The sequence below is a fragment of the Paraflavitalea sp. CAU 1676 genome (assembly GCF_029223285.1).
Classification (GTDB): domain Bacteria; phylum Bacteroidota; class Bacteroidia; order Chitinophagales; family Chitinophagaceae; genus Paraflavitalea.
The window spans coordinates 538,035-562,084 of sequence record NZ_JARHUJ010000002.1; the positions used below are offsets into that span (position 1 = coordinate 538,035).

Genomic DNA, 24,050 nt, shown 5'->3' on the forward strand with positions numbered 1-24,050 from the left:
AGTGGATATTCAGGCATACATACAAAGCGGAGTCATTGAAAGCTATGTGTTGGGCATAGCCAATGAACAGGAGGTGGCCGAGCTGCAAAGGTTGCAGCACGAGTACCCCGATATCGCCGCCGCTGTGGCCAAATGTGAAGCCTGGCTTTCGCAAACGCTGCCCTCCTTTGCAGAACCGGTAGCGCCTCCCGACAAAGAAAAAATATGGGCGGCCCTCCAGGAACCTGCGGCAGTCATAAACAAAGGCGCCCGCGAGATACCTATGCAGCCCGCTGGCGCAAAAAGGGTAGCAATGCCAGCACGTTATGTAGCCGCAGCCTCCGTGGTGCTTTTACTCGCCAGTGCAGCCTTCAATATCTACTTGTATGGAAAATACACGAAGGCCAACCAGGAATACCTGGGCCTGCTAAACGAACGCACCAACCTCTTATCGGATAATAAGATCTATCAAACGAAGCTGAGCACGCTGCAGGAGAATATGCAGCTCATGACCGCCCCCGAAATGCTGAAGGTAACCATGCCGGGCATAGCCGGTAAGGAGCAAAGCCTTGCTACCGTTTACTGGAATACCAGCAACAAAAAGGTATACCTCATGGTCAATAACCTGCCTGCCGCGCCTGCGGGTAAGCAGTATCAATTATGGGCACTCGTAGATGGCAAACCCATCGATGCCGGTATGCTCGAAGATTGCAAAAACCTCTGCCCTTTAAAAACCATTGAAAGGGCTGAGGCATTCGCCATCACCCTCGAAAAAGAAGGCGGCAGCCCCATACCCGATCTTTCACAACTCTTTGTGATGGGCAAAGTACAATCCTAAAAGTCTGGCTCTAAAAACTTCCCGGTTTAAAACTTTCGCGGCTACACACATCGTATATATAATACACCACACAACTACAATTCGTACATAAAGCAGGTTATGATCATTGCAAGGCTTCTTGCAATTCGATACACCGCTACATCATCATTTTTCATATTAAATCATCAAACAATGAAAAGGACAATTCGCCTGATGGCTATTGGCATGCCTCTACTTTTAGCATCGTACACTGGTTTGCAGGCTGCCGCTACAACAACGCCCGCAATTACATACACCATTACGGTGGGTGATTGGATGAAATCGACTACCGGAACCTGGCCCGGCATGAAAGACGGGGCTACCTATTGGTATAAGCTCGATAAAAAGGGCGGACTGTGGTGGAGCACCGACGGTAAGAAATGGGCTGCCGTGAAAGAAGGAGCCTGGGCCGATAAGGATGGTAAATGGCTCAAGATTCACGACAAGAAACTCGTGTGGAGCACAGATGGCAACACCTGGGCAGAAGTGCCGGAATGGAAATGGCTGGGATCGGATGGTAAATGGTACAAGTTCGATAGCAATTGGACATTGTGGGTGAATGGATAAGGGATCCTTATGAGACCGTTCCCTTGTCAACAGCCCGTTAGGCAAACGCTTAACGGGTTTTTTATTGCCACCCAACATCAATAGGAAAAGCGCCCCGTTGAAAGAGCGCTACCCTCTATTCGCCATTGTGTAATCTGCCCGTTCACGGTACACCGCTCAGTGATAAGGATTGGTCAATGGTACAAACCGGTAAAAGTCTTACAGCAAGGAGTCAGGAAAAATCCTTGTCGAATAGTTTTATGATCAAACTGCAGGGAACGTCCAGCAGCTGGCTCATTTGTTTAATATCCTTATAGCGGAGATCGATGGGATTGGCAATAATATCGTCGATCCGGCTGGTATTTTTTCTTAATGCCCTTGCCAGGGTTGATTTGGGAAGTGTATCGAAGATCTGTGCAAACTCTGTTATGCTGCCAGTTCGGATAAGGTCTCTGATGGCTTTGTAACGTACATCCTTATGCATTATCGAAAGTAAAATAAGTCGATGGCTTTCTATGGTACATTTTAGTATTTTCTTTGGTACGACACGTACCTTATTCAATACAAAGTGTACTGTATGGAATACAGATAGTCTTATGCAACGACACCATCAACGATTAAAGGGCTTCCTGCAGTACAGGAAGGTCTTCATATACAAAGGGAGCAGCCGGATCGATGGCCTCCCGGAAGTCCTTGGCAATGCTATAGGCGGCCATTTGTGCCGGAGGGTATTGATAACGCGCTATTTCAAGGATACGCTCTTCTGAAAGATCACCGAGTAGCCATTCAAAAGCCAGGTCTTCGGGTAGTATGGTGGGCATACGGCGCTTACTGTTGTGCACCTGGTCCATCAGGGTATTGGCAGCAGTAGTGATAATTGCAAAGGTCTCCACGTATTCACCGGTCGATTGATCGGTCCACGGTTGCCACACACCAGCCATGAAGAAATAGGGCTGGTCCTTCACGGAGATATGGTAAGGATATTTCACTGCCGTTTTTACCGGCTTACCTGTCTTCTTACTGAGCGGAAACAGGTGACGCCATTCGTAGAAGCCGGTTGACAGTACCAGGCAACGACGCTGTAAGGCTGCCTGCCGGTAGATCTTGCGCGGTTGCAGCAATTCTTCCGAAACAGCATTCAGCGTGGTGATCATGGGGTGAAACACGCCCTGCTCGTCTTTGTAGCCAAAGCGCATCTTGTTGGCAGCATCGCGGTCTTTGATATAAGAAGGGATGAAGCCCCATTCCATTTGCACCAGGTCGAAATCTTTCCCTTCCGCCTGTTTTTTCAATACGGGGTGGGGGGCATACTCAAAGCCTACATGGAGGGGATTGCTAAGGAAGTCATAGTTGGCGATCAGTTTCTCCAATTGCTTCAGCCTGATATATTCGATGCGTGTCACCTTCACGCCGTTGTAATAACACATACTATTTGTTTTTTTGGAAGTGCGCTTCGATCAGTTGGCCGATGGATGCTGCCAGTGCCTGCTGGCCTTCGGGGATAGAGGTCCAGAACACCTGGCCCTCTGAACCGGTAGCTGTCGTGATCACCAGCGGCTTTTTACCCGCTACCGGCACCACAAACATCGGCCTGCCCGAAAGTGATAACTCCTGTATCACCAGCGGCCTGTCCTGGTAGATGATCTCAAAACTGTTTACAGCATTCATGCTAAATGATTGTAGGCGCACTTACTGAACCATAAAAATACGCCATACTAAAGTAGTTAGCAAGTCGGCGGGCCAAAATATCCGGGCGCATCGTTAAACCTTTGAATGTTGCGGCCAGTCTCAGGAATACTATAGAAGCTGCTTTTCCGTTTATAGGAGCAACTGTAATATATAAAGTGCAAAACATGAACCCACTGCAAAGGAAGAAGAATACCTGTTATGTTCTGATGGCTGTCATGGTAATGGGCCTTTCAAGCGCCTGCGACAAGCAAAAGGATGACGACGGTAAGAAATACCAGGTGGGTGGAACCTTGCAGATCGATGGTCTCAGCCGCACTTATTGGCTCAACCTGCCACCGGGGTTCGACAAAGGAAAAGACTATCCCCTGGTGATTGCCCTGCACGGAGGAGGCGGATCGGGACAGCAGTTTGAAACTTCTTCAAGGCTCACCGAAAAGGCGGATGCAGAAAAATTCATCGTTGTGTATCCCGATGGGGTAAAAGGCGATGGCTTGCTGCAGGCCCGCACCTGGAATGCCGGCAACTGCTGCGAATATGCGGTAGAGCACAATATCAACGATGTAAAGTTTATCTCGACACTCATCGATGAACTCGTTGCCAAATACAAAGTGAATGCGAAACGTGTGTATGCCACGGGCCACTCCAATGGTGGAATGATGTCATACCGGCTCGCGGCAGAATTATCCAATAAGATTGCAGCTATAGCCCCCAATGCCACCACGATGGTGATGAAGCAGCCCATAGCGCCTGCGAGAGCCGTGCCCATCCTGCACATGCATTCGGTGCTCGACAACAATGTACCTTACCAGGGTGGGGTAGGGGATGGATTTACGAAGGTCCATTTTCCACCAGTCGATTCCGTGCTCAATGTATGGTCAACAAAAAACAGCTGCTCTACGAAGGCGCAGGTGGTAACGAACAATGCTAGTTACAAACTAACTCAGTGGACCAACTGCAGCAACAGTGTAACCATTCAGTATTACCTTACACAGGATGGCGGCCATGCTTGGCCCGGCGGACTACCCGGCACCATTACCGGCGATAAGCCTTCGAAAGTGATCAATGCAAATGATCTGCTGTGGGAATTCTTCAAACAGTATCAACTACCCTAACTTTATCCGTTCACCGGCATTGAAATTCTTGCTCCTGTTTATTACTTTTACCGCCTCATATGGCAAGGAACAAGTATGTGCGTCAATGGCATCGTCAAATCAGTGTACCCAAGGAGATCTTTTTGGCATCCTTTCATCAGGTAATAACGCCACTATCCAGGGATTGGCGCTTAGTAACGCGTTCTGGTTTTGGAATGGATAAGCAACGGGATTTTGAAGGGGAAATAAGAGATGGCCAGGTCTTCATAAAAAGGGTACCGGGCTTATCCGATCGAAAGCCTGTATTTTCTCTCCGGGGCGAGTTTTCCAATCAGGGCGGTTTATTGACGTTGAGTATCGTAAAACAGGGATACGTTGGCCTGGCGGGAGCAATATTTCTATTTTCGCTTATTGGCACCGTTTTGTTGTGGGATCTTAGCTCAACTTCTTTGGATAATAGGGATTTACCTCCGTTTCTAAACATCAGCCTGTTAATTGCGCTTTTTTTGTCGCTTTCCTATGTAGGATGGCGTGCGTACAATTGGTAGATCAGGCGAACTATTGAAAAGCTTTACCTGGTGTTCGATTCGATTATTACAGATATAGAAGCAGTTGCCAGCGATCATCATCCACAACTTTAATCATTTTACAGTTCTGGCGGGAGGTCTTGGTTATCTCCAAAATGCTAAGTAATTTAGCGTCGTGAAAGGGGAAATAACAGTACGTATCGAGGGTTATATGCGGCGTTACCCGGTGGAGCGGATCAACGCCACGCCGCGCTTTGAGCAGTTCCGGGTCATCGGCCGCAACGGTTCTATCGTATTCCAGAGCAACCGCCCTTTGCTCCGCAGCAATGGCCTGCGTATGAAACGCATTGAATGGAAGCTCATCGAAGGCACCCTTCGCAGCATGAGCGCCAAAGACGCCCTTGCCAACAGTCTCGACGAATACGTGAAACGCCTCGAGAAAGAAGGCAAACTTTAGAAAACAATTCGCCTCATGTCCCGTCTCCATTAACCTTCCACGAAGTCCTTCCCCGCACCAATCCACTTTAACATCGCTTAAAGGTATCTTTTTCTAAATTGATCCCGAAGCCAGGCTTATAAGCTGCTACCCCTCAATGATGCGCCTACTCTCCTTTATCTGTTTGCTATTACTGGCAGGTTATTCCTGCAAAACGCCGGGCAAAACCCAAAATGCTGCCAAAGACTGGTATTCTTTTCAGTCGAACCTGGTGGATCTTGCCTGGAATGAGGATACCCTGCAACCAGTTCAATTCAGTTATTTTCGGGACCTGACTTTTCTCTATACGATTCACCAGGCAGATGAGGTGACTGGTCGGTCAATCCGAACGCAATACGAAGGGAAAGTTGAGTTTTCGGGTGATACGCTCTTTTTGCATTACTGGAAAAACAAGCCGGCGAACTGGGCAAACTTTCTTATCCAGGAAATGTCCGGCGGATACTGGATCCAGTATTCATCGGACCATACAAGTCGTTTCTTCCTGCGAAGGTTCGGTTTTGGACAACATGGGATGCTGTTTCCCCGATAGATGACTAGAAGTCATTGTTTCTCCCCGACAACCAGTAAATTTACCGGTACTAATCTTTATTGCCATGTCGAAGAACTCTCTCATGATCCTCGTTGCCGGACCTTATCGCTCCGGAACCAATGACGACCCCGCGCTCATTGCCGCCAACGTAAAACATATGACCGATACCGCTCTCGAAATATACCGCATGGGGCACCTGCCCGTACTCGGCGAGTGGTTTGCCCTGCCGCTCCTGGAAGCAGCCGGCAGCAAAGCCATCGGGGATGCTGTTTTCAATGAGATATTCCATCCTTCGGCCATCCGGCTCATCGACCACTGCGACGCCGTATTGCGCATCGGAGGGCCTTCTGGCGGGGCCGATGAAATGGTCAACACCGGCAAAGCCAGGGGCAAGATCATCTTCCTCGACAAGGCAGAAATTCCCCCGCCAAAGTATTGACACGAACATTTGTTAGTTTATGTGGTAAATTCTATTATTTTTGTCCCTTATCACATTAAAAACAGACAGGCCATATGCAATTCCAGCTTTCCGAAGAACACCTCATGATCCGCAATGCCGCCCGCGATTTTGCACGCCAGGAGTGCCTGCCGGGCGTTATTGAAAGGGACGAACACCAGAAATTTCCCAAAGAACAGGTCCTCAAACTCGCCGAACTGGGATTCATGGGCATGATGGTCGACCCCAAATACGGTGGCAGCGGCCTCGATACCCTCAGCTACGTGCTGGCCATGGAAGAGATCAGTAAGATCGACGCCAGCGTAAGCGTATGCATGAGTGTCAACAACAGCCTCGTGAGCTGGGGCCTGGAAGCCTACGGTTCCGAAGAACAAAAACAAAAATACCTGACCCCGCTGGCCCAGGGCCGCAAAGACGGCGAACTCTATATCGGCGCCTTCCTGCTTAGTGAACCCGAAGCTGGCAGCGACGCCACTTCCCAGCGCACGACCGCCGAAGACAAAGGCGATCACTATTTACTGAACGGTACCAAGAACTGGATCACCAACGGCTCCTCCGCCTCGGTTTATCTCGTAATGGCCCAAACCGATGTATCGAAAGGCAGCAAGGGAATCAATACTTTTATTGTTGAAAAGAGCTGGCCCGGTGTAGTAGTGGGTGCTAAAGAAAACAAACTCGGCATCCGCGGCAGCGATACCCACACCATTATGTTCAACGACGTGAAAGTGCCCAAGGAAAACCGCATCGGCGCCGATGGCTTTGGCTTCACCTTCGCCATGAAAACATTGGCCGGCGGACGTATCGGCATTGCCTCGCAAGCCCTCGGCATCGCCAGCGGCGCCTACGAGCTTGCATTGAACTACTCGAAAGAACGCAAGGCATTTGGAAAAGAGATCAGTCAGCACCAGGCCATCCAGTTCAAACTGGCCGATATGGCTACCCGCATAGAAGCAGCCCGCCTGCTTTGCCTCCGCGCAGCGTGGGATAAAGACCAGGGCAACGACTATGCACTCAGTTCTTCCATGGCAAAGGTGTACTCCAGCGAAACAGCCATGTGGACCACCGTAGAAGCCGTACAGATCCATGGCGGTTACGGTTATGTAAAAGAATATCACGTGGAAAGACTCATGCGCGATGCCAAGATCACACAGATCTATGAAGGCACTTCCGAAGTGCAGCGCATCGTGATCAGCCGATCCATCCTCAAATAGGTTTTAGCCAACACTATCTGTTAGTTCCTGCCGGTGGCGATATGCTACCGGCATATTTTTTTGTGGAATACATTAGTTTTGACACCTGTTTCAACACAACACCCGGAATAAGCATACAAACCATGGCGATCAACGTAGAGCAATACAACCAGATCAAAGAAGCATTAGGAGACAAAGCAGTACTCGTAGCCGTATCCAAGACCAAACCCGCCGACGATATCCTCGAACTCTATAAACTCGGGCAACGGGATTTTGGAGAGAATTACGTACAGGAACTGGCAGAAAAGCAACTGGTGCTGCCCAACGATATCCGCTGGCATTTTATCGGCCACCTGCAATCGAATAAAGTAAAATACATCGCTCCCTTCGTGCACCTCATTCACGGAGTCGATAGCTATAAATTATTGCTGGAGATAGACAAGCAGGCGGGCAAACACAAACGCATCATCAATTGCCTGTTACAGGTGCACATAGCACAGGAGGAAACCAAATTCGGTTTTAGCCAGGAGGAACTGGCCGAAGCCATGAAGAGCATCAATGCCAGCCAACAATCGGGCTTATTACAAAACATCCGGGTGGCTGGTCTCATGGGCATGGCCTCCTTCACGGAAGACCAGCAACATATTCAAAAGGAATTCATATACCTCAAAGGCCTGTTTGACGAATATTTTCCGGCTAGCTCAGCACCCGATGCGGTACTTTCCATGGGCATGAGCAGCGACTACGCACTGGCCGTCAACAATGGCAGCAATATGGTGCGCATCGGCAGCCTGCTTTTCGGCGCCCGCTCCAAACCTTGAAAAAAACACGACAACGGGTAAATCACCCCATTCAACTCCTCTTTACCGTCAAACACCGAATAAATTGCGAATACCGCCCCCCGGGCGGTAGTTTTACTATGCAAATCAGGATATAAGATAGTGTTTTTCATAGGTTATTGATTAATGGTTAAGGGCTGTGTCTACAGCCTTTTTTTATTTCCCGCCAGCCATACCTCCTCCGCCCCAAAGCCGGTTCTCCCTATGTTCTTCTTTGAGTTTCGCTCGGGACTTCTTCGTGTTTCATTCGGTGTTAAAGCGCACTTTCCTAAGCAAACACCGAACAAATACCGAACGAGGGACGAATAAAACAATAACAAATCCCTCCCTAAAATCCCAAAAACAGCTCAACCGGTTCATTCATCCGGCAAACCGTTTCAGCCGTCGAATAGATTATGAAAGCGCCCCTTTCGCGGGTAGTTTTACAGCGTATTAAAGGCAAAAAGATAGTGTTTTTCATAGGTTATTGATTAATGAATACAGGGGCTGTTTCTACAGCCCTTTTTTCGTGGGATAACCCGGGATATTTAATCCCAGCACGATATCGCGCCTTGCCACCAGCATACCATTTTCCTTCACCGGCTTCAGGATACCGCTGCCGCCATACAGGGGCTGTTTACGGCGCTCTTCGGCCGAAAGCAGCGGATCGTCGTCAAACAGGAATTCATCGACATAATAGGGCTGCATATCGCTCTCCTTGAGCACCGGGTGTATATGGGCAGGGATCTTTTCGCGCGGATAAGCTGCCGGGCGAAGGGTATAGAAAGAATACCGGCCATCGGCTCCGGTCCTGATCCATCCGCGTATATACCCGTGGCGCTTCGCCCAGCCTTTTTCATCGCCCTTTTTGGCATAGATGCCATACTGATCGGTATGATAGATATACAGCACCACATTATTCGCCGGTGTTTTGCCATCCGCTTCATAAATGATGCCTGTTACCAGCATTTTGGCGCCGGCATCGTTGAAATCGGGTAGGGTATCCACCGCATTGAGCTGTTCCCAAGGCACGGTACTTTCGAAGATCGCCTCACAGCCCTCGCAGTTCAGCTTGAAACTACTGCGTGCATTCGTTTGTGCGCAACTGGTAAAGACTGCCAGCATCAGCGGGAGGAGATAGAATAGCCGTTTCATAAAACCTTATTTTGGGTGAACTGATTGTTTACTCAAAATGACCACATCGGCACGGAGCGCTGAAAAAACTTACACCTCAGGTATTAATCCCTTGATGAAAGGCTTGAATAGATACCTGCAATGTATCCAGAAAACAGCCGGAATTGCTCCCGCCTGTAAAGTTCTGTTCAATAAGACTGTAACCACTACCATAGCATTGATCGGGCCGCAAGCGTCTTTCCCTGCATTTCATGTAGCCATACCCCCGGCATGTGTAAGAAAAAGCGCCGGCTGGTTTTTGTATATTTATTTTGAAGTATGAATCAGACATCTATATTCAGGCGCTACAAACTGGACCACCTGCTGGGCTGGCTCCTCCTGTTTGGCGCCTGGCATTTTTTCCGTTACCAGGATTATCCGCGCAACGTCAGCTGGCTTATCTCCGCCCTCAAAGTGGTCGACCTCGCCATTATGGTGTACATCACCAATTACCTGCTCATACCGCAATTGCTGTATAAAAGAAAGTATGTATTGTTTGCCATTGTTTACCTGGTCATGATCACCGGATTCAGTTGGCTGAAAATGTACGTGCAGGGGCAGCTGATCAACAGGCCGTCCCTCTTCAATGTACTCGACAAAGGCCGCTTCTACGATAACGTGATCCCGCACATCCTGCTGGTGAGTACAGGCGCTGCCATCAAACTGTTGATAGATCACGCCCGTTCGCAACGCAGGCTGGGGGAGCTGTCGAAGGAAAAAGCAGAAGCCGAACTCAATTTCCTCAAGTCACAGATCAATCCGCATTTTCTCTTCAACTCACTCAATGCGATCTATTTCCTGATCGATAAGCAGAATACGACGGCGCGGCAAACACTGCTACAGTTCTCCGACCTGCTCCGGTACCAACTCTACGACTGCAATGCACCCGTGATCGAAATTGAGAAAGAAGTGGCCTATCTGCAGGATTATATCCGGTTGCAACAGCTGCGCAAAGACCATCACTACGATGTAAATGTAGCTGTGGATGCCGGTGTACGTGGCTTTAGCATTACCCCCTTGCTGCTGATCCCCTTTGTAGAGAATGCTTTCAAACACGTCTCGCACCACCCCGATCAGCCCAATTTTGTACATGTAAGCATGGGGCGCGAAAACGGTTCGTTCCTTTTCCAGGTGGAGAACTCCAAAGAAACACATCAGCGTACCACCGAGCCACCCGGCGGCATCGGACTTAATAATGTAAAGCGGAGGCTCGAGTTGCTGTACCCCGGCAAATATGAATTGCAGATCGATAATAATGATACTACCTTTAAAGTAGCGCTAAACCTTCATTTGTCATGACACTACAGTGCATCATCATCGACGATGAACCAATAGCCCGCACGGGCCTGAAGGAGTATATCCAGGACACTGCTTTTCTGCAACTGGCCGGCGAATTCGACAATCCCATGAAGGCCATCGATACGTTACAGCAACAAAAGATCGACCTCATCTTCCTCGATATACAAATGCCCCGGATGACGGGACTGGAATTCCTGAAAACGCTCAGCCACCCGCCCCTGGTCATATTCACAACGGCTTATCCGAACTATGCAGTAGAGGGATTTGAACTCAATGCCGTCGACTATCTCCTCAAACCTTTCTCTTTCGAGCGCTTTTGGAAAGCGGCAACCAAAGCGAAGGCGCAATGTGAAGCGGCAGCACAACCGGCAACACCCGCCGGCGCAGAGCCCGATTACTTCTTCATCAAAAGCGACAGCAAGCTCATCAAGATCAAATACGACGAGATACTGTTCGTGGAAGCCTTGCAGAATTATGTGGCCGTCTACACGACCGACAAAAAATACATCACTTACCTCACGTTTCGCAGCATCGAGGAATACCTGCCCGCCAGTCGCTTCGTACGCACCCATAAATCGTTTATCGTGGCCGCCGCCAAAGTAGAAAGCATCGAAGGCAACGATATCCGCATTGGCCAGCACCATATCCCCATCAGCCGCACCGAGCGGGAAGCCGTACTGCAACAGCTTCTGCAAAACCGCCTGCTCAAGCGGTAAAAGGTCACATTTTCAGTCATTTATGACCCGTCAAATCTCCGGCCATCCTTCCCCGTCACGGAATTTTTCGTACATTCGCGTTTACCATATGCCACGGGCGTCGATAGACCGTGGCATATTTGTAAATACCGGTACAATGACTGAGATTAAAAAGACAGAAGAAAAAAGCCTCAATTTCATCGAGGAGATCGTCGAAGAGGACCTGAAGGCGGGGAAGTACAAAACCATCGCTACCCGTTTTCCGCCGGAGCCCAATGGTTACCTGCACATTGGTCACGCGAAGAGCATTTGCCTCAACTTTGGTTTGGCCCTCAAATATGGCGGCACTACCAACCTGCGTTTCGACGACACCAACCCGATCACAGAAGACACAGAGTATGTAGAAAGCATAAAGGCCGACGTGCAATGGCTCGGATTTCAATGGGCCAACGAATTATACGCCTCCGATTATTTTGAGCAACTCTATGGCTTTGCCGTTGCGCTGATCAAAAAAGGACTGGCTTATGTAGACGACTCTACTGCCGAGCAGATCGCTTTGCAAAAGGGAACGCCAACCATGCCTGGTACCAGGAATCAATTTGCCGATAGAAGCGTTGAGGAAAACCTGCGCCTGTTTGAAGACATGCGTAATGGGAAATACAAGGATGGCGAAAAAGTGCTGCGCGCGAAGATCGATATCACTTCGCCCAACATGCACTTCCGCGATCCCATCCTGTACCGCATCAAACATGCTCACCACCACCGTACCGGTGATGCCTGGTGCATTTATCCCATGTACGATTTTGCACATGGTCAAAGCGATTCCATCGAACACATCACGCACTCAATCTGTACGCTGGAGTTCATACCGCATCGCCCCTTGTACAACTGGATGATCGAGCAACTGGAAATATTCCCTTCGCATCAATATGAGTTTGCGCGCCTCAACCTCAATTACACCGTAATGAGCAAGCGCAAACTGAAGCAATTGGTGGAAGAGAAATTTGTAACCGGTTGGGATGATCCCCGTATGCCTACCATCAGCGGATTTCGCAGAAGGGGCTATACGCCGGAGTCGATCCGCGATTTCTGCGACCGCGTGGGGGTGGCCAAGCGTGATAATATCATTGAATACTCGCTGCTGGAATTCTGTATCCGTGAGCACCTTAATAAGATTGCACAACGCCGCATGGTGGTGTTCGATCCCTTGAAGGTAACCATCACCAACTATCCCGCCGGAGAAGTCGAAATGCTGAAGAGTGAAGACAATCCCGAAGATGCCAATGCGGCCCACCGCGATGTGCCCTTCAGCGGGGAGATCTATATCGAGCGGGAAGACTTTATGGAGAATCCTCCCAAGAAGTTCTTCCGCCTGGCGCCCGGTTCGATGGTGCGCCTCAAGAGCGCTTATATCATCAAGTGCGAAGAGGTGATCAAAGATGCCGAGGGTAAAGTGATCGAACTGAAATGTTCTTATTTCCCCGAAAGCAAGAGCGGATCGGATACTACAGGGCTCAAAGTGCAAGGCACCCTGCATTGGGTAAGTGTGGCACAAGCCATCAGCGTAGAAGTGAGAGAGTACGACCGCCTGTTCAAGGTAGAAGATCCTGCCAGCGAAGAGGGCGACTTCAAAGACTATATCAATGCCGATTCGTTGAAAGTGGTGGGTACGGCTTATGCCGAGCCTGCATTGAAAACGGCGAAGTTCGAGGAGCGCTATCAGTTCCTGCGCAAAGGTTATTTCTGCCTGGATCGCGACACGTCCGAAGAGCGTATGGTGTTCAACCGTACCGTTACGTTGAAAGACGCGTGGGCGAAGGAACAGAAGAAGCATTAAAGAGATATCCTCTATAAACGAACAAAGTCAGGCTGCATCGTCAGCTTGACTTTTTTTATGACCTGTAATGGTCATCATACATTGTTAAATACTTGGCCGGTTAAGGCGCTGTAGCTGATTTCAAGACGCTACTACTACACTCGTAACATCAGAGTTATCAATCACCACCACCTCCGCATCCACCACCACATCCGCTGCTGCATCCGCCATCACCGCTGCAACCGCTTCCGCCTCCGCCGTTACAGCCGGTATTACCGCCGCAACCTGCGCATCCACCGCCACATCCTCCGGCTTTATGATTACGATCCCTCCGGTAAGCATCCCAGGTACCTTCACCGTAAGTGTCGAATGACATGTTCCTGAGCACATATTGAAGTAGCAGGATGATCCCAGCGCCCCCAAGTATGATGAGGAACGCAAAGTTCCAACTAGCCAGGCTCACCAGTATTCCCAGCACCACCAGGGCGATCCCGGCGATATGCCGGTGCCAGGGTTGCTTAAGGATGATCCAGTGGGTGATCTTGTTGGCCCTTACATAATCATCATCGCCAAATCGCTTGTGCGTGGGTGGCCAGATGTCGTCGGGAGGTTCGTGGCCAAATTTGTCGCGGTAAAGTTGTAAGGTCGCTTCGTAGTAATTCGTGAACTTGTCTCTTTCGGCGGAGCCGCCTTCGGTGGGCGTGTGGTGGATGTCTTTTCCGAGGATGTCTTTGCAGAGGTCGTTCCAGTAGGATTTGGTGTACACAAGGTGCAGGTGCCAGGCCTGGTCTACTTCATCGGAGGGCGTTACGGGGTGAGGGCTGATCATGCATAAGAAGAGGAACTTTTTGTACTCTGCGATCACTCGCTCCGTAAAGAAGATTGGCCATCCATTTTCGCGGGCCAACCTCTGAGAAAAACTGAATGCATCAGTTGGGTTGTCTGGTGAGTAAGCCTCCAGCTTACTCCACAGTTGGGTTTCATTCATTAACATAAAGAACTCTTTTTCAAAAATAGCTCGCCAATATTACCCCAATGTTAAGTGTTATGCCGTCTGCGAAAATCTCCCACACATAGCATCGGCTTAAATACATACGCCCTTCTGGCTGAAGCAGAAGGGCGTAGAAAAATATTCCAGGTATCAGAACCCTCTATTGGAAGTAGTCTTACCGGCGGCGCCACCTTTCAGGCGGGCATAATCGAATACCAGCTGGCAAAATGCTTTGACGCCCACATCGAGGCGACTATCATCGATATAAAAATCGGGAGTATGATGGGGTGGAGCATTTTCCTTTTTCGTTCCCTTGGGCATGCCGCCAAAATATACAAATAAAGCCGGGGCCTTGGTGCCGAAGTAGGAGAAGTCTTCGGAGCCGGTAACCCATTCACGCTCGGTTACATTGCCTTTGCCTGCTGCCGTTTCGAGCGAAGGCAGCATCAATTTCGTTAGCTCAGGATCATTGTAGGTAACCAGGGTTTTTGTATCGATGCTCACTTCAGCCACCGCGCCCATCGCTTCTGCAACGGTCGTGGCTACCTTTTTGATGCGCTCGTGGGTTTCCTGTTGCATCTTGCTGTCGAGCGTACGGATGGTGCCTTCCAGTATCGCTTCTTCCGGAATGATATTGGGCCGCACGCCACTATGGAATTTACCCACAGTGATCACTACGGGCGCTTTGGTAAGCTCCGACTGGCGGCTCACGATCGTTTGCAACGTATTGATGATCTCTGTAGAAACTACGATAGGGTCGATGCCTTTCCAGGGCTGCGAGCCATGCGATTGTTTTCCCTTCACTTTGATGGTAAACCAATCGGAGGAAGCCATGAAGGCGCCGGGCTTATATTCGAATTTGCCGATCTCAATATCGGCCTCGATATGAAATCCGAAAACGGCATCTACTTTTGGATTGTCCATCACGCCTTCCTTCACCATCAGGGACGCACCACCTTCTTCCGTTCCGGGCGGACCTTCTTCAGCAGGCTGAAAGAAGAACTTCACCGTACCCGGTACGTCTTTCTTCATCGCTGCCAGCACTTCTGCCGTTCCCATCAGCATGGCCACATGGCTATCGTGACCACAGGCATGCATCACCGGCACCTTTTGTCCGAGGTAATCAGCCGTAACGGTCGATTTGAAGGGAATATCCACGCGCTCCTGTACCGGTAAAGCGTCCATGTCAGCACGCAGGGCCACCACGGGGCCTGGTTTGCCGCCTTTCAGAATTGCGACAACACCTGTTTTGGCCACGCCGGTTTGCACTTCCAATCCCAGTGCTTTCAAATGGGCGGCTACAAACTCGGCAGTTTTATATTCACGGTTCGATAATTCGGGGTGCTGGTGCAGGTAACGACGCCATTCTATGATCTTAGGAAGTAAGGCAGTTGCTTTTTGTTCAATAAGCGGGGCCAGGTTTTGCTGGGCAATGCCCGAAGCGGAGATCAATAGCAGTAACGGAATTAATAGTTTTGGTACTGAACGCATGCAGGAATGTTTAAGCATTCAATTTAACCAATAAATCCTTACCGCCAATCCCAGATCACCATATTCCAGGTATCTGTGCTATCTGTATAGGTATGTACGGTTTCAAAGCCCACCCGGTTATGCGCCTGTATAGAGCGATAGTTGGAGGTGGAAATTTCGGTGATGATAAAATCAAACCGGGGACTGTACACCTCTTTATGGTGTTGGTACAGCATATCAAAGAGGCCCTTGCCGCGATGCTCCTTGCTTACACACACCTGTCCCATAACATAGAACCGATAATCGTGCAGCGGCTTGCCTTTCCATTGCAACCGCTCGAAGCTGGCAAACATGGCCTCCAACAATGCGTATTCGGCCCGGCTTTCCAGCAGCACCGTCATGGCATAAGCCACCACTTCACCGCCGTGTTTGATGATGATGCTGGGTGCAATGGCATGTAGCTTTTGCAGCATGGGCAGGTCGAAGGGAATGGTGAGGAAGCCCTGCGCATCCTTTTCTTCCTGCGAAATGAATTGCTTGAGGTTCTTGCGTTGCAATTGCAGTATCTGCTCCAACTCCTGGTCGGTCGAGACGGTGGTGGCGGTATACATACCACAATATTACGAAGAAGCAAAGAAAAGAGGCCACCGCCTGAGCCAGTGACCTCTCTTATTGATAGAACAAATTAAGGCTGTTCGTTGCTTCATGGCTGCTGCCCGTAGCCTTTGTCCGGCGCCGGGCTATCAGCCTATTTGTATTCCCCATAAACCTCGCGCAACGTGTCGGCGATCTCGCCCAGTGTACATTTTTGCTCCACCGCTTCAACAACGGTAGGCATAATGTTCTCATCGCTGCCGGCTTTGTCGGCCAGTAACTGCAACAGCTGATCGCATTTGGCATGATCGCGCTGGTGACGAAGGCGATCCAGCTTCTCGCTTTGTACCTGCCGAATGGAATCATCGATCTTGAACGGGGGAGGAGGGTTGTTGTCTGCCGCCTGGAATTTGTTGACACCTACAATGATCTTCTCATTGCGTTCTACCTGGCGCTGGTAGTCGTACGCGCTGCGGGCAATTTCATCCTGGATAAATCCTTGTTCGATGGCACTCACGCTGCCACCCATAGCATCGATCTTGCCGATGAGCTTCCAGGCTTCTTCCTCTACCTGTTTGGTAAGCGATTCTACATAATAAGAACCCGCCAGCGGGTCCACCGTATCGGCTGCACCGCTTTCGAAGGCAACGATCTGTTGTGTGCGAAGGGCAATTCGTGCTGCTTCTTCGGTAGGCAGACTCAGCGCTTCATCGTACCCATTGGTATGGAGCGATTGCGTGCCACCCAGCACCGCGGCCAGGGTTTGTACGGTAACCCGCGAAATATTGTTGAGCGGCTGCTGCGCCGTGAGCGTGCTGCCGCCTGTTTGCGTATGGAAGCGCAACATCATCGCTTTGGGATCGGTGGCGCCCAGTTCTTTCATCATCGTAGCCCACATGGTGCGGGCGGCGCGGAACTTGGCCACTTCTTCAAAGAGATTGTTGTGCGAATTGAAGAAAAAGGAGAGACGTTTGCCGAATACATTGATGTCGAGACCTTTTTCCAATGCGGCTTTAACGTAGGCTTTTCCATTGCTAAGCGTAAAGGCAATCTCCTGCACGGCCGTGCTGCCCGCTTCGCGGATATGGTAGCCCGAAATTGAGATGGTATTCCACTTGGGAAGGTCGGTACTGCACCACTCGAAAATATCGGTAATGATGCGCATGGATGGCTTGGGCGGATAGATATACGTGCCCCTGGCCGCGTATTCTTTCAGGATGTCGTTTTGAATAGTACCGGAGATCTTTTTGAGATCGGCGCCTTGTTGTTTGGCCAGCGCCACATAGAAACTAAGGAGGATGAAGCCAGTGGCATTGATCGTCATGGAGGTAGAAACATCTTCCAGCTTGATGCCCTGGAAGAGCGTTTGCATGTCTTCGATGCTGTCGATGGCTACGCCTACTTTACCTACTTCGCCTTCGGCGAGGGCGTGGTCGCTGTCGTACCCGATCTGGGTGGGCAGGTCAAAGGCCACGCTAAGCCCCATTACGCCCTGCGACAATAGGTAATGATAACGTTTGTTGCTTTCTTCGGCCGTACTGAAACCTGCGTATTGACGCATGGTCCACAGTTTGCCGCGGTACATATCGGGTTGTACCCCCCTTGTAAAAGGAAAATCCCCGGGAGGCGGCAGGGGAGGTAGCCCCTGCAGGTTCCGGGCATCATACAGTTCATTGATCTCAATTCCGCTGTCGGTAAAGACCTTTTTTTCTGGCATAAGCAAGCATTAATTTCTAAATAGGGAGGGTCTTTGTCAGACCATCAGTTTGCGGGCCTCATAGCTCAGCGCATCGGATACGATGGTGTGCAGGGAGGCTTTGGGATTTTGCATCAGCATCTCAAGGATGCTCCGGTTAAGGTCCTGTGCAGTTGCCTCGGCAGGCAGGAATGAGGTGATCTGGTTTACGATCAGCATATTCTGGTCTTTCAGGTTACGTATTGCTTCCCAGGCTTCCTGGGTTACATACATTTGCTGAGTAACGTTGTATTCGAATTCGGTCTTGATATTATGGATCAATACGGCCTGCATTTCGCGGGCGCTAAGGCCGGGCTCATTGAGGCGGGCTACCAGGTTGGGCAGGGCCAGGCGGTCGGCCAGCAGGATCAATCTTTCATAAGATTGCAGCTGCATCTGCTTGGTGGAGGTGGCAGCGGCTGTTTCCTGGGCTTCGGCCAGTTTCTTTACATCCTGCGCCATCTTGATTTCCTTCCGTTGTTTCCAGAACAGATAGGCAAGGGTACCCCCCAGGGCAAAGGCGATGATCAGTTGCCAGATAAGTTCATTAGGGTTCAGGGTATTCCGGAGTAAAACAAACAAAAAAGCCATTCGGGTTAGTTTTTTGAGTCAACAAATGTAGTGAATAGATAATTGAGTTCTCTTTAACGGATTTTATAGGTATTATAGTCTGCCAGGTCGCATGATTGTCAATTGTTTGTCGAGCCATTGACGAAAAGGGGCATTATTTGTAAGTTTGCTCAAAATTGGTGAACATGGAAATAGCTACACCCCCCGTACAATTTACGCCCGGTGCCCGTACCGAGTTGCTCCGGCTGATGAACGATCCCGGTTTCGATACCAGCAAACACCTGCGGATCGGCGTAAAAGGGGGCGGCTGCTCGGGTCTTAGCTATGTGTTGGGCTTCGACGACAAGCAGAGCGAAGATGAAGAATATGAGGTGGACGGACTTCGGTTTATCATGAACAAATCCCACGGACTCTACCTGATGGGCATGCAGGTTGATTGGCTCGATGGCCTCAGCGCCAGAGGGTTCTCCTTCACCAATCCCAATGCCAGCAAGACCTGCGGTTGCGGAACTTCGTTTTCGGTATAGTATCGGCTAAACGAATTAGGCTTATTTCAGTGTTTGCTGGTAGGTCTTACTCACCTGGTCCACGCCTTCCTTTTTCAGCTTTTCATATTCTTCGTCGCTCACCATATTTGGGCTGAAAAGGGAGATGCTGCAACAGCTTCGCGCCATGCCATCTACTTCAACAGCTTCTTCGTAAACGCGGCGCTGCGCTCCACGCAGGCAAGGTCATTGGGCACATAATTGTTGCCTTGCTCCACATACATATGTTTTACGCCAGCATCACCGGCATAGGGGATCAGTTTGGTGAAGTCGATATCGCCGTCGCCCATGGTGGTATGCAAATCCGGGTTCTTCCTGTCTTTGTCTTTAAGGTGCCACAGCGGAAAGCGGCCAGGTTGCTTTTTGAAGAGGGCAGGAAGATCCTGCTTCATAAAGGTAGACCAGTATAGATCGAGTTCCAGTTTTACATAGTTGGGATCACTGTCGCGCAACAGGATGCCGTAGCCGGTTTCGCCGTTCTGCTCAATGAACTCGAAGTTGTGGTTGTGATAGGCGAACTGCAACCCTGCTTTGGTCACTCGTTCACCAACTTTGTTCAACGCAGCAACCACTTCTTTGAATTGCTCGATGGGGCGCATTGGTTCATCCACCCAGGGCCACACGATATAGGTTTGTTTCAGTATGAGCGCTCCTTGAATGCAATCATCCACATAGCGCATCAGCTCGTCGGGCTTGGTGCCCGGACCAATGTATTTATTGAGCTCATAATGTCCACTGGGACTGGTGAGGTTATTATTGTTGAGTAGTGACTTGAATTCAGCTGGTGTGAATTTGTAATACTGGCGATTGTAGCCATAGGTCTCTACTTCCTCATATCCATAAGAAGCGATCTTAGTCAGCGTGCCTCTGGTATCATTGGCCAGCGCTTCACGGATGGTATAGAGTTGAAGGCCCAGTTTATATCTTGATTTAAGAATGCTGGAAGGGTCGATCATCATACCGGCAGCGAATACACCGGATTGGCGGATAAAATCTCTACGGTTGGTCATGCAATCTGAATTAGGCAGTAAGGATACAAAATTTAATTAAGATTTCTTTCCAACAATCAGTTAATCTGCATCTTAGTCGGGAGATTATTCCTGTTTACCGAGGCATTGGCGGCTGGTAAAAAAATACAAGATGTTTTTGCTGCAAGAAGTATCACTGCCTCGAAGACCACTTGGAAATTGTTGCGTTGCTGTATTTACGCGTAACTGATAGGTTGCCCGAAAGACTTGTTTACCCCCTCGTTTTGTCGCACCTGCACCGCACCTGAATGCAGCAATAGCATTAAGTTTGTGGTGCCTTCCGTACCCGCCCAACTTTCCACCAAACACCACATCATACTATGCTTATGAAATCTATTGCTACTGGATTACACTTGCTGATTCCAATCACCTTAATTATCTTCTTTATGAGTAACGTCAATAATGCTATGGCGCAGGGCCCCACCTTACAGGTAGAACTTACCCGTCAGTTTGATGCGCCGGTGGCGCGGGTGTTCAAGGCCTGGCATGATTCAGTCGATGTAAAGCGCTGGTGGCAACCTGATGGTTTTACGACACCCGTCGCCAATATGAATTTCAAAGAAGGCGGAAAATCCTTACTTTGTATGCGTTCGCCCGATGGACAGGATATGTACAATACCTGGACCTATTCGAAGATCGTACCCAATGAGCGCATCGAGTTTGTGCTAAACTTTTCCGACAAGGATGGTAAGGCGTTTGATCCTGCGCAGGTTGGCCTGGCGGGAATACCGAAAGATGTACGACATGTGATCACGTTCAAGTCGCTGGGCGCCAACAAGAGTGAAATAACGGTTACAGAGTATGGTTATACCTCACCCGAAGTGGTAGAGATGTCGAAGGCCGGATTGATCCAATGTATCAATAAGATGGCTGCAATCGTACAATAAACCCTCGCACGATATGGCAAAAACTGCTGGTACTACGAAGAACAAAGCGGTAAAAAAGGAAGCTGCTAAGAAACCAACCAAGCGGGCAGCGCTTTCAAAAGCTTCACCAGCTAAAGGGGCTCCGGCTAAAAAGAAGGCGCCGCCGGTAAAGGCAGTGGCGGCACGTTCGTCAGCTACTAGCTCATCAGGGAAGCCGGCGGTTGCAAAGAAAACTTCAGTTGTGCGGGCTGCTTCGCATGGTTCTCCTGCGAAGAAAGTCTCGCCGGTCAAGGTTGCGGTAGTCCGCTCAACATTGAACGGTTCTCCTGCAAAAGCTTCAGCTGGTCGTTCACCCCGCCCCTCAATCCGCGTAGCGCCCGCTGGCCGCGCCGAACTTACGGCCAAGGCCTTCGTAGAGGTATTGATGACCTACCAGTCTAATGCCGAGCTGAAGAAATATGAGCGTTACTTTAGCTTCAGCGATGACAAGCCATTGGTGGGAGATCAGTTTGTTGGCGTGCGTATGGGGCATGTGTTTGAAGTAGCGAAACTCTTTGTCGATATGCCGGTGAAGGAGATCGAGAAACTGATGGAAAGTCCGATCCATGAAGTCAGAGCCGGTGCGATGAGCATCATGGGTAAGGCGGCCTCGGCCAAAAAAGTGTCACCCGAAAGATTGAAAGAATTATACGACCTCTACCTGCGCCGGCACGACCGGGTAAACAGTTGGGACCTCGTAGACCTTGCAGCGCACCAGGTAGTAGGTCATTATCTCAACGATAAGCCGCGAGAGGTGTTGTATAAGCTGGCGAAATCAAAAAGCCCGTATGAAAGACGTACAGCGATACTGGCCACGGCGCATTTCATCAGGCAGGGCGAGGTAGGGGAAACGTTTAAGATCGCCGCGCTGCTCATGAAAGACGAAGATGAAACCGTGAATAAAGCTTCCGGCTGGATGTTGCGTTATGCCGGCAAGGATCGTCAGCAGCTGAAGAAGTTCCTCGATCAATATGCGGCCACCATGCCGCGCTCGGCTTTGCGCAATGCGCTCGAACATTTCGATAGCAAGGAGAAAGCCCATTACATGGGATTGAAGAAAGGGTAGGGAGGATAGCGGGCGCCACGTGGTTGAGGTGCAATCCTGGGTCTACGAGTTAAACACCGGGCACAATTAATAGTTCGATCAATGAAGAACCACCTCTATAAAAGAGAAAGCCGGGCACTCACCCGGCTTTCACATTATATCAATTGCATTTTGGCTACTTTGGGATCGACCTCTACGCGGTCGTCTTCGAAGTTGAGTTTGATGCGCCACTTTTGCATCGTGGCCGCACCGAGGATGATTTCTTCACTTAAACCTGGGACCACCAGGAATTCATCGCTAAGCAATATGTCATCTACATAGAAGTCTAATCTTACAACTTCCTTAACCTCGATGTAATGCCCTTCACTGGCATTGGCGATTTGCCTTATTCGGCCCAAAGGTTGCGCCTCGGTTAAATCTTCCACAAAATCTGGACTAATGCACGACAAATTAGCACCGCTGTCAAACAGCGTATACAAAGTTCTCTCTCCTTTCGATCCTACATATAGTAGTGGATGTTTCAAAATCGACATTGGTTAATCTTTGCCGAAGATACGAAAATTCCCTATGGCCGGATGTGGGCAGGTGCCAAAGCAAAAGCCGGGCACCAGGCCCGGCTTCCACCAATATATCTTACTGATTATTATTTCAGCTTCGCGAGGGCAGCGATGATGCGCTTCCAGGCTTCTTCGATCTTCTCCATGCTGTTGGCAAATGAGATACGGATCGCCGTAGGCTCACCAAATGCACGACCGGTTACAGTGCTCACATGCGCCTTGTTGAGGAGGTACATGCAAAGATCATCCGCATCCTTGATCGTCTCTTCGCCATCGCTCTTGCCAAAGTACTGGCTCACGGTGGGGAATACATAGAAAGCACCATCGGGTTCAGCATACTTGAAACCAGCAATGCTGTCCATCAGTTCCAGTACACGCTTCTTACGACGCTCGAACTCCTTGTTCATTTCCTGAGAAGGACGGAGGTCGCCGGTGAAGGCAACGATCGCAGCGCGCTGGGTGATACTGTTGGTACCGCTGGTCATCTGACCCTGCAGTTTTTCGCAAGCCTTCACCACATCGGGGTGAGCAGCTACGATACCCAGGCGGTAACCAGTCATGGCGAAACCTTTACTCAAACCGTTCACGATGATCACACGGTCTTTCAGGTCTTCGAACTGGGCAATACTCTCGTGCTTGCCTACGAAGTTGATATACTCATAGATCTCGTCGGAGAGGATGAACACGTTAGGGAACTTGCGCAGTACTGCAGCCAATCCTTCCAGTTCAGCCTTGCTGTACACAGAACCACTAGGGTTGCAGGGTGAAGAGAACATCACCAAACGTGTCTTCTCAGACAGTGCTGCTTCCAGTTCTGCAGGCGTGATCTTGTATTTGTTGTCGATTGAGGTAGTAACCAGTTTCACCACACCTTCGCCCAGCTTAACGATCTCGGAGTAAGTAACCCAGTAAGGAGTAGGGATTACTACTTCGTCGCCCTTGCTGATCACTGCCCATACCGCGTTGGCCAGACTTTGCTTGGCACCGGTAGAAACGATGATGTTTTCTGGCTTATAGTCGAGGTTATTGTCGCGCTTCAGTTTCACGCAAACAGCCTCGCGGAGGTCGAGGTAACCGGCTACAGGCGTATAGTGGCTGTAGTTGTCGTCGATAGCTTTCTTGGCAGCGTCCTTAATGTGTTGCGGCGTGTCGAAATCGGGTTCACCCAAACTAAGGTCGATCACATCGATACCTTTGGCCCTTAACTCACGTCCGAGTTTTGCCATCTTCAACGTTTCAGGTTCGTTGAAAAGTTGTAATCTGGTTGATAGTTGCATAATTAAAAGTGTCGTTGCTTGCTTTTTTTAAACGAATGGCGCAAAAGTAATACAGTTTGAGGTTATTGTCGATAGTTTTTAGCGTATTCTCTGCCCCCCGAAAAGGGGAGGGCAGCGACACAAAAAAGCCCTGCTTCCAACTGGTAAACAGGGCCACTATAGGAAAATAGAA

General features: G+C 49.8%; 28 protein-coding genes. 15 read left to right on the forward strand and 13 right to left on the reverse strand.

What is annotated here, in order from left to right:
- Position 1 precedes the first annotated feature (1 nt).
- Positions 2–817, forward strand: a complete 816-nt coding sequence (locus tag P2H89_RS06860; RefSeq protein ID WP_275825841.1) for an anti-sigma factor — start codon at positions 2–4, stop codon at positions 815–817.
- Positions 818–988: 171 nt separating this feature from the next.
- A complete protein-coding gene (locus P2H89_RS06865) occupies positions 989–1,402 on the forward strand; it encodes a hypothetical protein (protein WP_275825842.1) in 414 nt (137 codons plus the stop codon).
- 211 nt (positions 1,403–1,613) lie between these two features.
- On the opposite strand, the gene P2H89_RS06870 is transcribed toward P2H89_RS06865, so the two are convergent.
- From P2H89_RS06870 to P2H89_RS06880, 3 genes are all read right to left on the reverse strand, one after another.
- Entirely contained in the window at positions 1,614–1,865 is a 252-nt protein-coding gene (locus P2H89_RS06870) for a hypothetical protein (protein WP_275825843.1), read from the reverse strand.
- Between the two features lie 133 nt (positions 1,866–1,998).
- Complete coding sequence (locus tag P2H89_RS06875) at positions 1,999–2,808, reverse strand: SOS response-associated peptidase (protein WP_275825844.1); 810 nt, start codon at positions 2,806–2,808, stop codon at positions 1,999–2,001.
- Between the two features lies 1 nt (position 2,809).
- Positions 2,810–3,049 (reverse strand): hypothetical protein, encoded by a 240-nt coding sequence (locus P2H89_RS06880; protein ID WP_275825845.1) that lies wholly within the window; start codon positions 3,047–3,049, stop codon positions 2,810–2,812.
- Between the two features lie 185 nt (positions 3,050–3,234).
- Between P2H89_RS06880 and P2H89_RS06885 the strand changes: the two genes are divergently transcribed.
- The 7 genes from P2H89_RS06885 to P2H89_RS06915 all read left to right on the forward strand — a co-directional run bounded on the left by P2H89_RS06885 (position 3,235) and on the right by P2H89_RS06915 (position 8,181).
- Positions 3,235–4,182 carry a PHB depolymerase family esterase gene (locus P2H89_RS06885; protein WP_275825846.1) on the forward strand — a complete coding sequence of 316 codons (948 nt, stop codon included), beginning with the start codon at positions 3,235–3,237 and terminating at the stop codon, positions 4,180–4,182.
- A 59-nt stretch (positions 4,183–4,241) separates the two neighbouring features.
- On the forward strand, positions 4,242–4,709 hold the full coding sequence (locus tag P2H89_RS06890) for a hypothetical protein (RefSeq protein WP_275825847.1): 468 nt from the start codon (positions 4,242–4,244) through the stop codon (positions 4,707–4,709).
- 154 nt (positions 4,710–4,863) lie between these two features.
- Positions 4,864–5,145 carry a hypothetical protein gene (locus P2H89_RS06895; protein ID WP_275825848.1) on the forward strand — a complete coding sequence of 94 codons (282 nt, stop codon included), beginning with the start codon at positions 4,864–4,866 and terminating at the stop codon, positions 5,143–5,145.
- 136 nt (positions 5,146–5,281) lie between these two features.
- On the forward strand, positions 5,282–5,713 hold the full coding sequence (locus P2H89_RS06900; protein ID WP_275825849.1) for a hypothetical protein: 432 nt from the start codon (positions 5,282–5,284) through the stop codon (positions 5,711–5,713).
- A gap of 64 nt (positions 5,714–5,777) precedes the next feature.
- Entirely contained in the window at positions 5,778–6,152 is a 375-nt protein-coding gene (locus P2H89_RS06905) for a hypothetical protein (RefSeq protein ID WP_275825850.1), read from the forward strand.
- 74 nt (positions 6,153–6,226) lie between these two features.
- Positions 6,227–7,381 (forward strand): acyl-CoA dehydrogenase, encoded by a 1,155-nt coding sequence (locus P2H89_RS06910; RefSeq protein WP_275825851.1) that lies wholly within the window; start codon positions 6,227–6,229, stop codon positions 7,379–7,381.
- Positions 7,382–7,503: 122 nt separating this feature from the next.
- Positions 7,504–8,181, forward strand: coding sequence for a YggS family pyridoxal phosphate-dependent enzyme (locus P2H89_RS06915; protein ID WP_275825852.1), 678 nt, complete (start codon positions 7,504–7,506; stop codon positions 8,179–8,181).
- Between the two features lie 510 nt (positions 8,182–8,691).
- On the opposite strand, the gene P2H89_RS06920 is transcribed toward P2H89_RS06915, so the two are convergent.
- Positions 8,692–9,333: a hypothetical protein gene (locus tag P2H89_RS06920; protein WP_275825853.1), complete on the reverse strand. Its 642-nt coding sequence runs from the start codon at positions 9,331–9,333 to the stop codon at positions 8,692–8,694.
- Positions 9,334–9,630: 297 nt separating this feature from the next.
- Between P2H89_RS06920 and P2H89_RS06925 the strand changes: the two genes are divergently transcribed.
- The 3 genes from P2H89_RS06925 (at position 9,631) to P2H89_RS06935 (ending at position 13,182) form a co-directional block, all read left to right on the forward strand.
- Positions 9,631–10,650 carry a histidine kinase gene (locus P2H89_RS06925; RefSeq protein WP_275825854.1) on the forward strand — a complete coding sequence of 340 codons (1,020 nt, stop codon included), beginning with the start codon at positions 9,631–9,633 and terminating at the stop codon, positions 10,648–10,650.
- Positions 10,647–11,366: a LytTR family DNA-binding domain-containing protein gene (locus P2H89_RS06930; protein ID WP_275825855.1), complete on the forward strand. Its 720-nt coding sequence runs from the start codon at positions 10,647–10,649 to the stop codon at positions 11,364–11,366. The genes P2H89_RS06925 and P2H89_RS06930 overlap by 4 nt, the downstream gene beginning before the upstream one ends.
- A gap of 136 nt (positions 11,367–11,502) precedes the next feature.
- Positions 11,503–13,182: a glutamine--tRNA ligase/YqeY domain fusion protein gene (locus tag P2H89_RS06935; protein WP_275825856.1), complete on the forward strand. Its 1,680-nt coding sequence runs from the start codon at positions 11,503–11,505 to the stop codon at positions 13,180–13,182.
- A 157-nt stretch (positions 13,183–13,339) separates the two neighbouring features.
- On the opposite strand, the gene P2H89_RS06940 is transcribed toward P2H89_RS06935, so the two are convergent.
- The 5 genes from P2H89_RS06940 to P2H89_RS06960 all read right to left on the reverse strand — a co-directional run bounded on the left by P2H89_RS06940 (position 13,340) and on the right by P2H89_RS06960 (position 18,542).
- A complete protein-coding gene (locus tag P2H89_RS06940; protein WP_275825857.1) occupies positions 13,340–14,155 on the reverse strand; it encodes a hypothetical protein in 816 nt (271 codons plus the stop codon).
- Positions 14,156–14,302: 147 nt separating this feature from the next.
- The gene (locus P2H89_RS06945) at positions 14,303–15,643 is read right to left on the reverse strand and encodes an amidohydrolase (RefSeq protein ID WP_275825858.1); all 1,341 of its coding nucleotides are present in this window, start codon (positions 15,641–15,643) and stop codon (positions 14,303–14,305) included.
- 38 nt (positions 15,644–15,681) lie between these two features.
- The gene (locus tag P2H89_RS06950) at positions 15,682–16,233 is read right to left on the reverse strand and encodes a GNAT family N-acetyltransferase (RefSeq protein ID WP_275825859.1); all 552 of its coding nucleotides are present in this window, start codon (positions 16,231–16,233) and stop codon (positions 15,682–15,684) included.
- A gap of 137 nt (positions 16,234–16,370) precedes the next feature.
- Complete coding sequence (locus P2H89_RS06955) at positions 16,371–17,933, reverse strand: methylmalonyl-CoA mutase family protein (RefSeq protein WP_275825860.1); 1,563 nt, start codon at positions 17,931–17,933, stop codon at positions 16,371–16,373.
- A gap of 36 nt (positions 17,934–17,969) precedes the next feature.
- Positions 17,970–18,542, reverse strand: coding sequence for a hypothetical protein (locus tag P2H89_RS06960; RefSeq protein WP_275825861.1), 573 nt, complete (start codon positions 18,540–18,542; stop codon positions 17,970–17,972).
- Positions 18,543–18,706: 164 nt separating this feature from the next.
- Here P2H89_RS06960 and P2H89_RS06965 point away from each other — a divergent pair, with 164 nt between their 5' ends.
- On the forward strand, positions 18,707–19,048 hold the full coding sequence (locus P2H89_RS06965) for an iron-sulfur cluster assembly accessory protein (protein WP_275825862.1): 342 nt from the start codon (positions 18,707–18,709) through the stop codon (positions 19,046–19,048).
- Between the two features lie 21 nt (positions 19,049–19,069).
- On the opposite strand, the gene P2H89_RS06970 is transcribed toward P2H89_RS06965, so the two are convergent.
- Together P2H89_RS06970 and P2H89_RS06975 are read right to left on the reverse strand one after the other, a co-directional pair.
- Positions 19,070–19,195 (reverse strand): hypothetical protein, encoded by a 126-nt coding sequence (locus P2H89_RS06970; RefSeq protein WP_275825863.1) that lies wholly within the window; start codon positions 19,193–19,195, stop codon positions 19,070–19,072.
- Between the two features lie 5 nt (positions 19,196–19,200).
- Positions 19,201–20,076: a sugar phosphate isomerase/epimerase gene (locus tag P2H89_RS06975; RefSeq protein ID WP_275825864.1), complete on the reverse strand. Its 876-nt coding sequence runs from the start codon at positions 20,074–20,076 to the stop codon at positions 19,201–19,203.
- 404 nt (positions 20,077–20,480) lie between these two features.
- Between P2H89_RS06975 and P2H89_RS06980 the strand changes: the two genes are divergently transcribed.
- Positions 20,481–20,981 (forward strand): SRPBCC domain-containing protein, encoded by a 501-nt coding sequence (locus P2H89_RS06980; RefSeq protein ID WP_275825866.1) that lies wholly within the window; start codon positions 20,481–20,483, stop codon positions 20,979–20,981.
- Positions 20,982–20,994: 13 nt separating this feature from the next.
- A complete protein-coding gene (locus P2H89_RS06985; RefSeq protein ID WP_275825867.1) occupies positions 20,995–22,065 on the forward strand; it encodes a DNA alkylation repair protein in 1,071 nt (356 codons plus the stop codon).
- Between the two features lie 134 nt (positions 22,066–22,199).
- Here P2H89_RS06985 and P2H89_RS06990 read toward each other — a convergent pair whose 3' ends face one another.
- The gene (locus P2H89_RS06990) at positions 22,200–22,442 is read right to left on the reverse strand and encodes a hypothetical protein (RefSeq protein WP_275825868.1); all 243 of its coding nucleotides are present in this window, start codon (positions 22,440–22,442) and stop codon (positions 22,200–22,202) included.
- 245 nt (positions 22,443–22,687) lie between these two features.
- A complete protein-coding gene (locus P2H89_RS06995; RefSeq protein ID WP_345799362.1) occupies positions 22,688–23,827 on the reverse strand; it encodes a pyridoxal phosphate-dependent aminotransferase in 1,140 nt (379 codons plus the stop codon).
- Positions 23,828–24,050 lie beyond the last annotated feature (223 nt).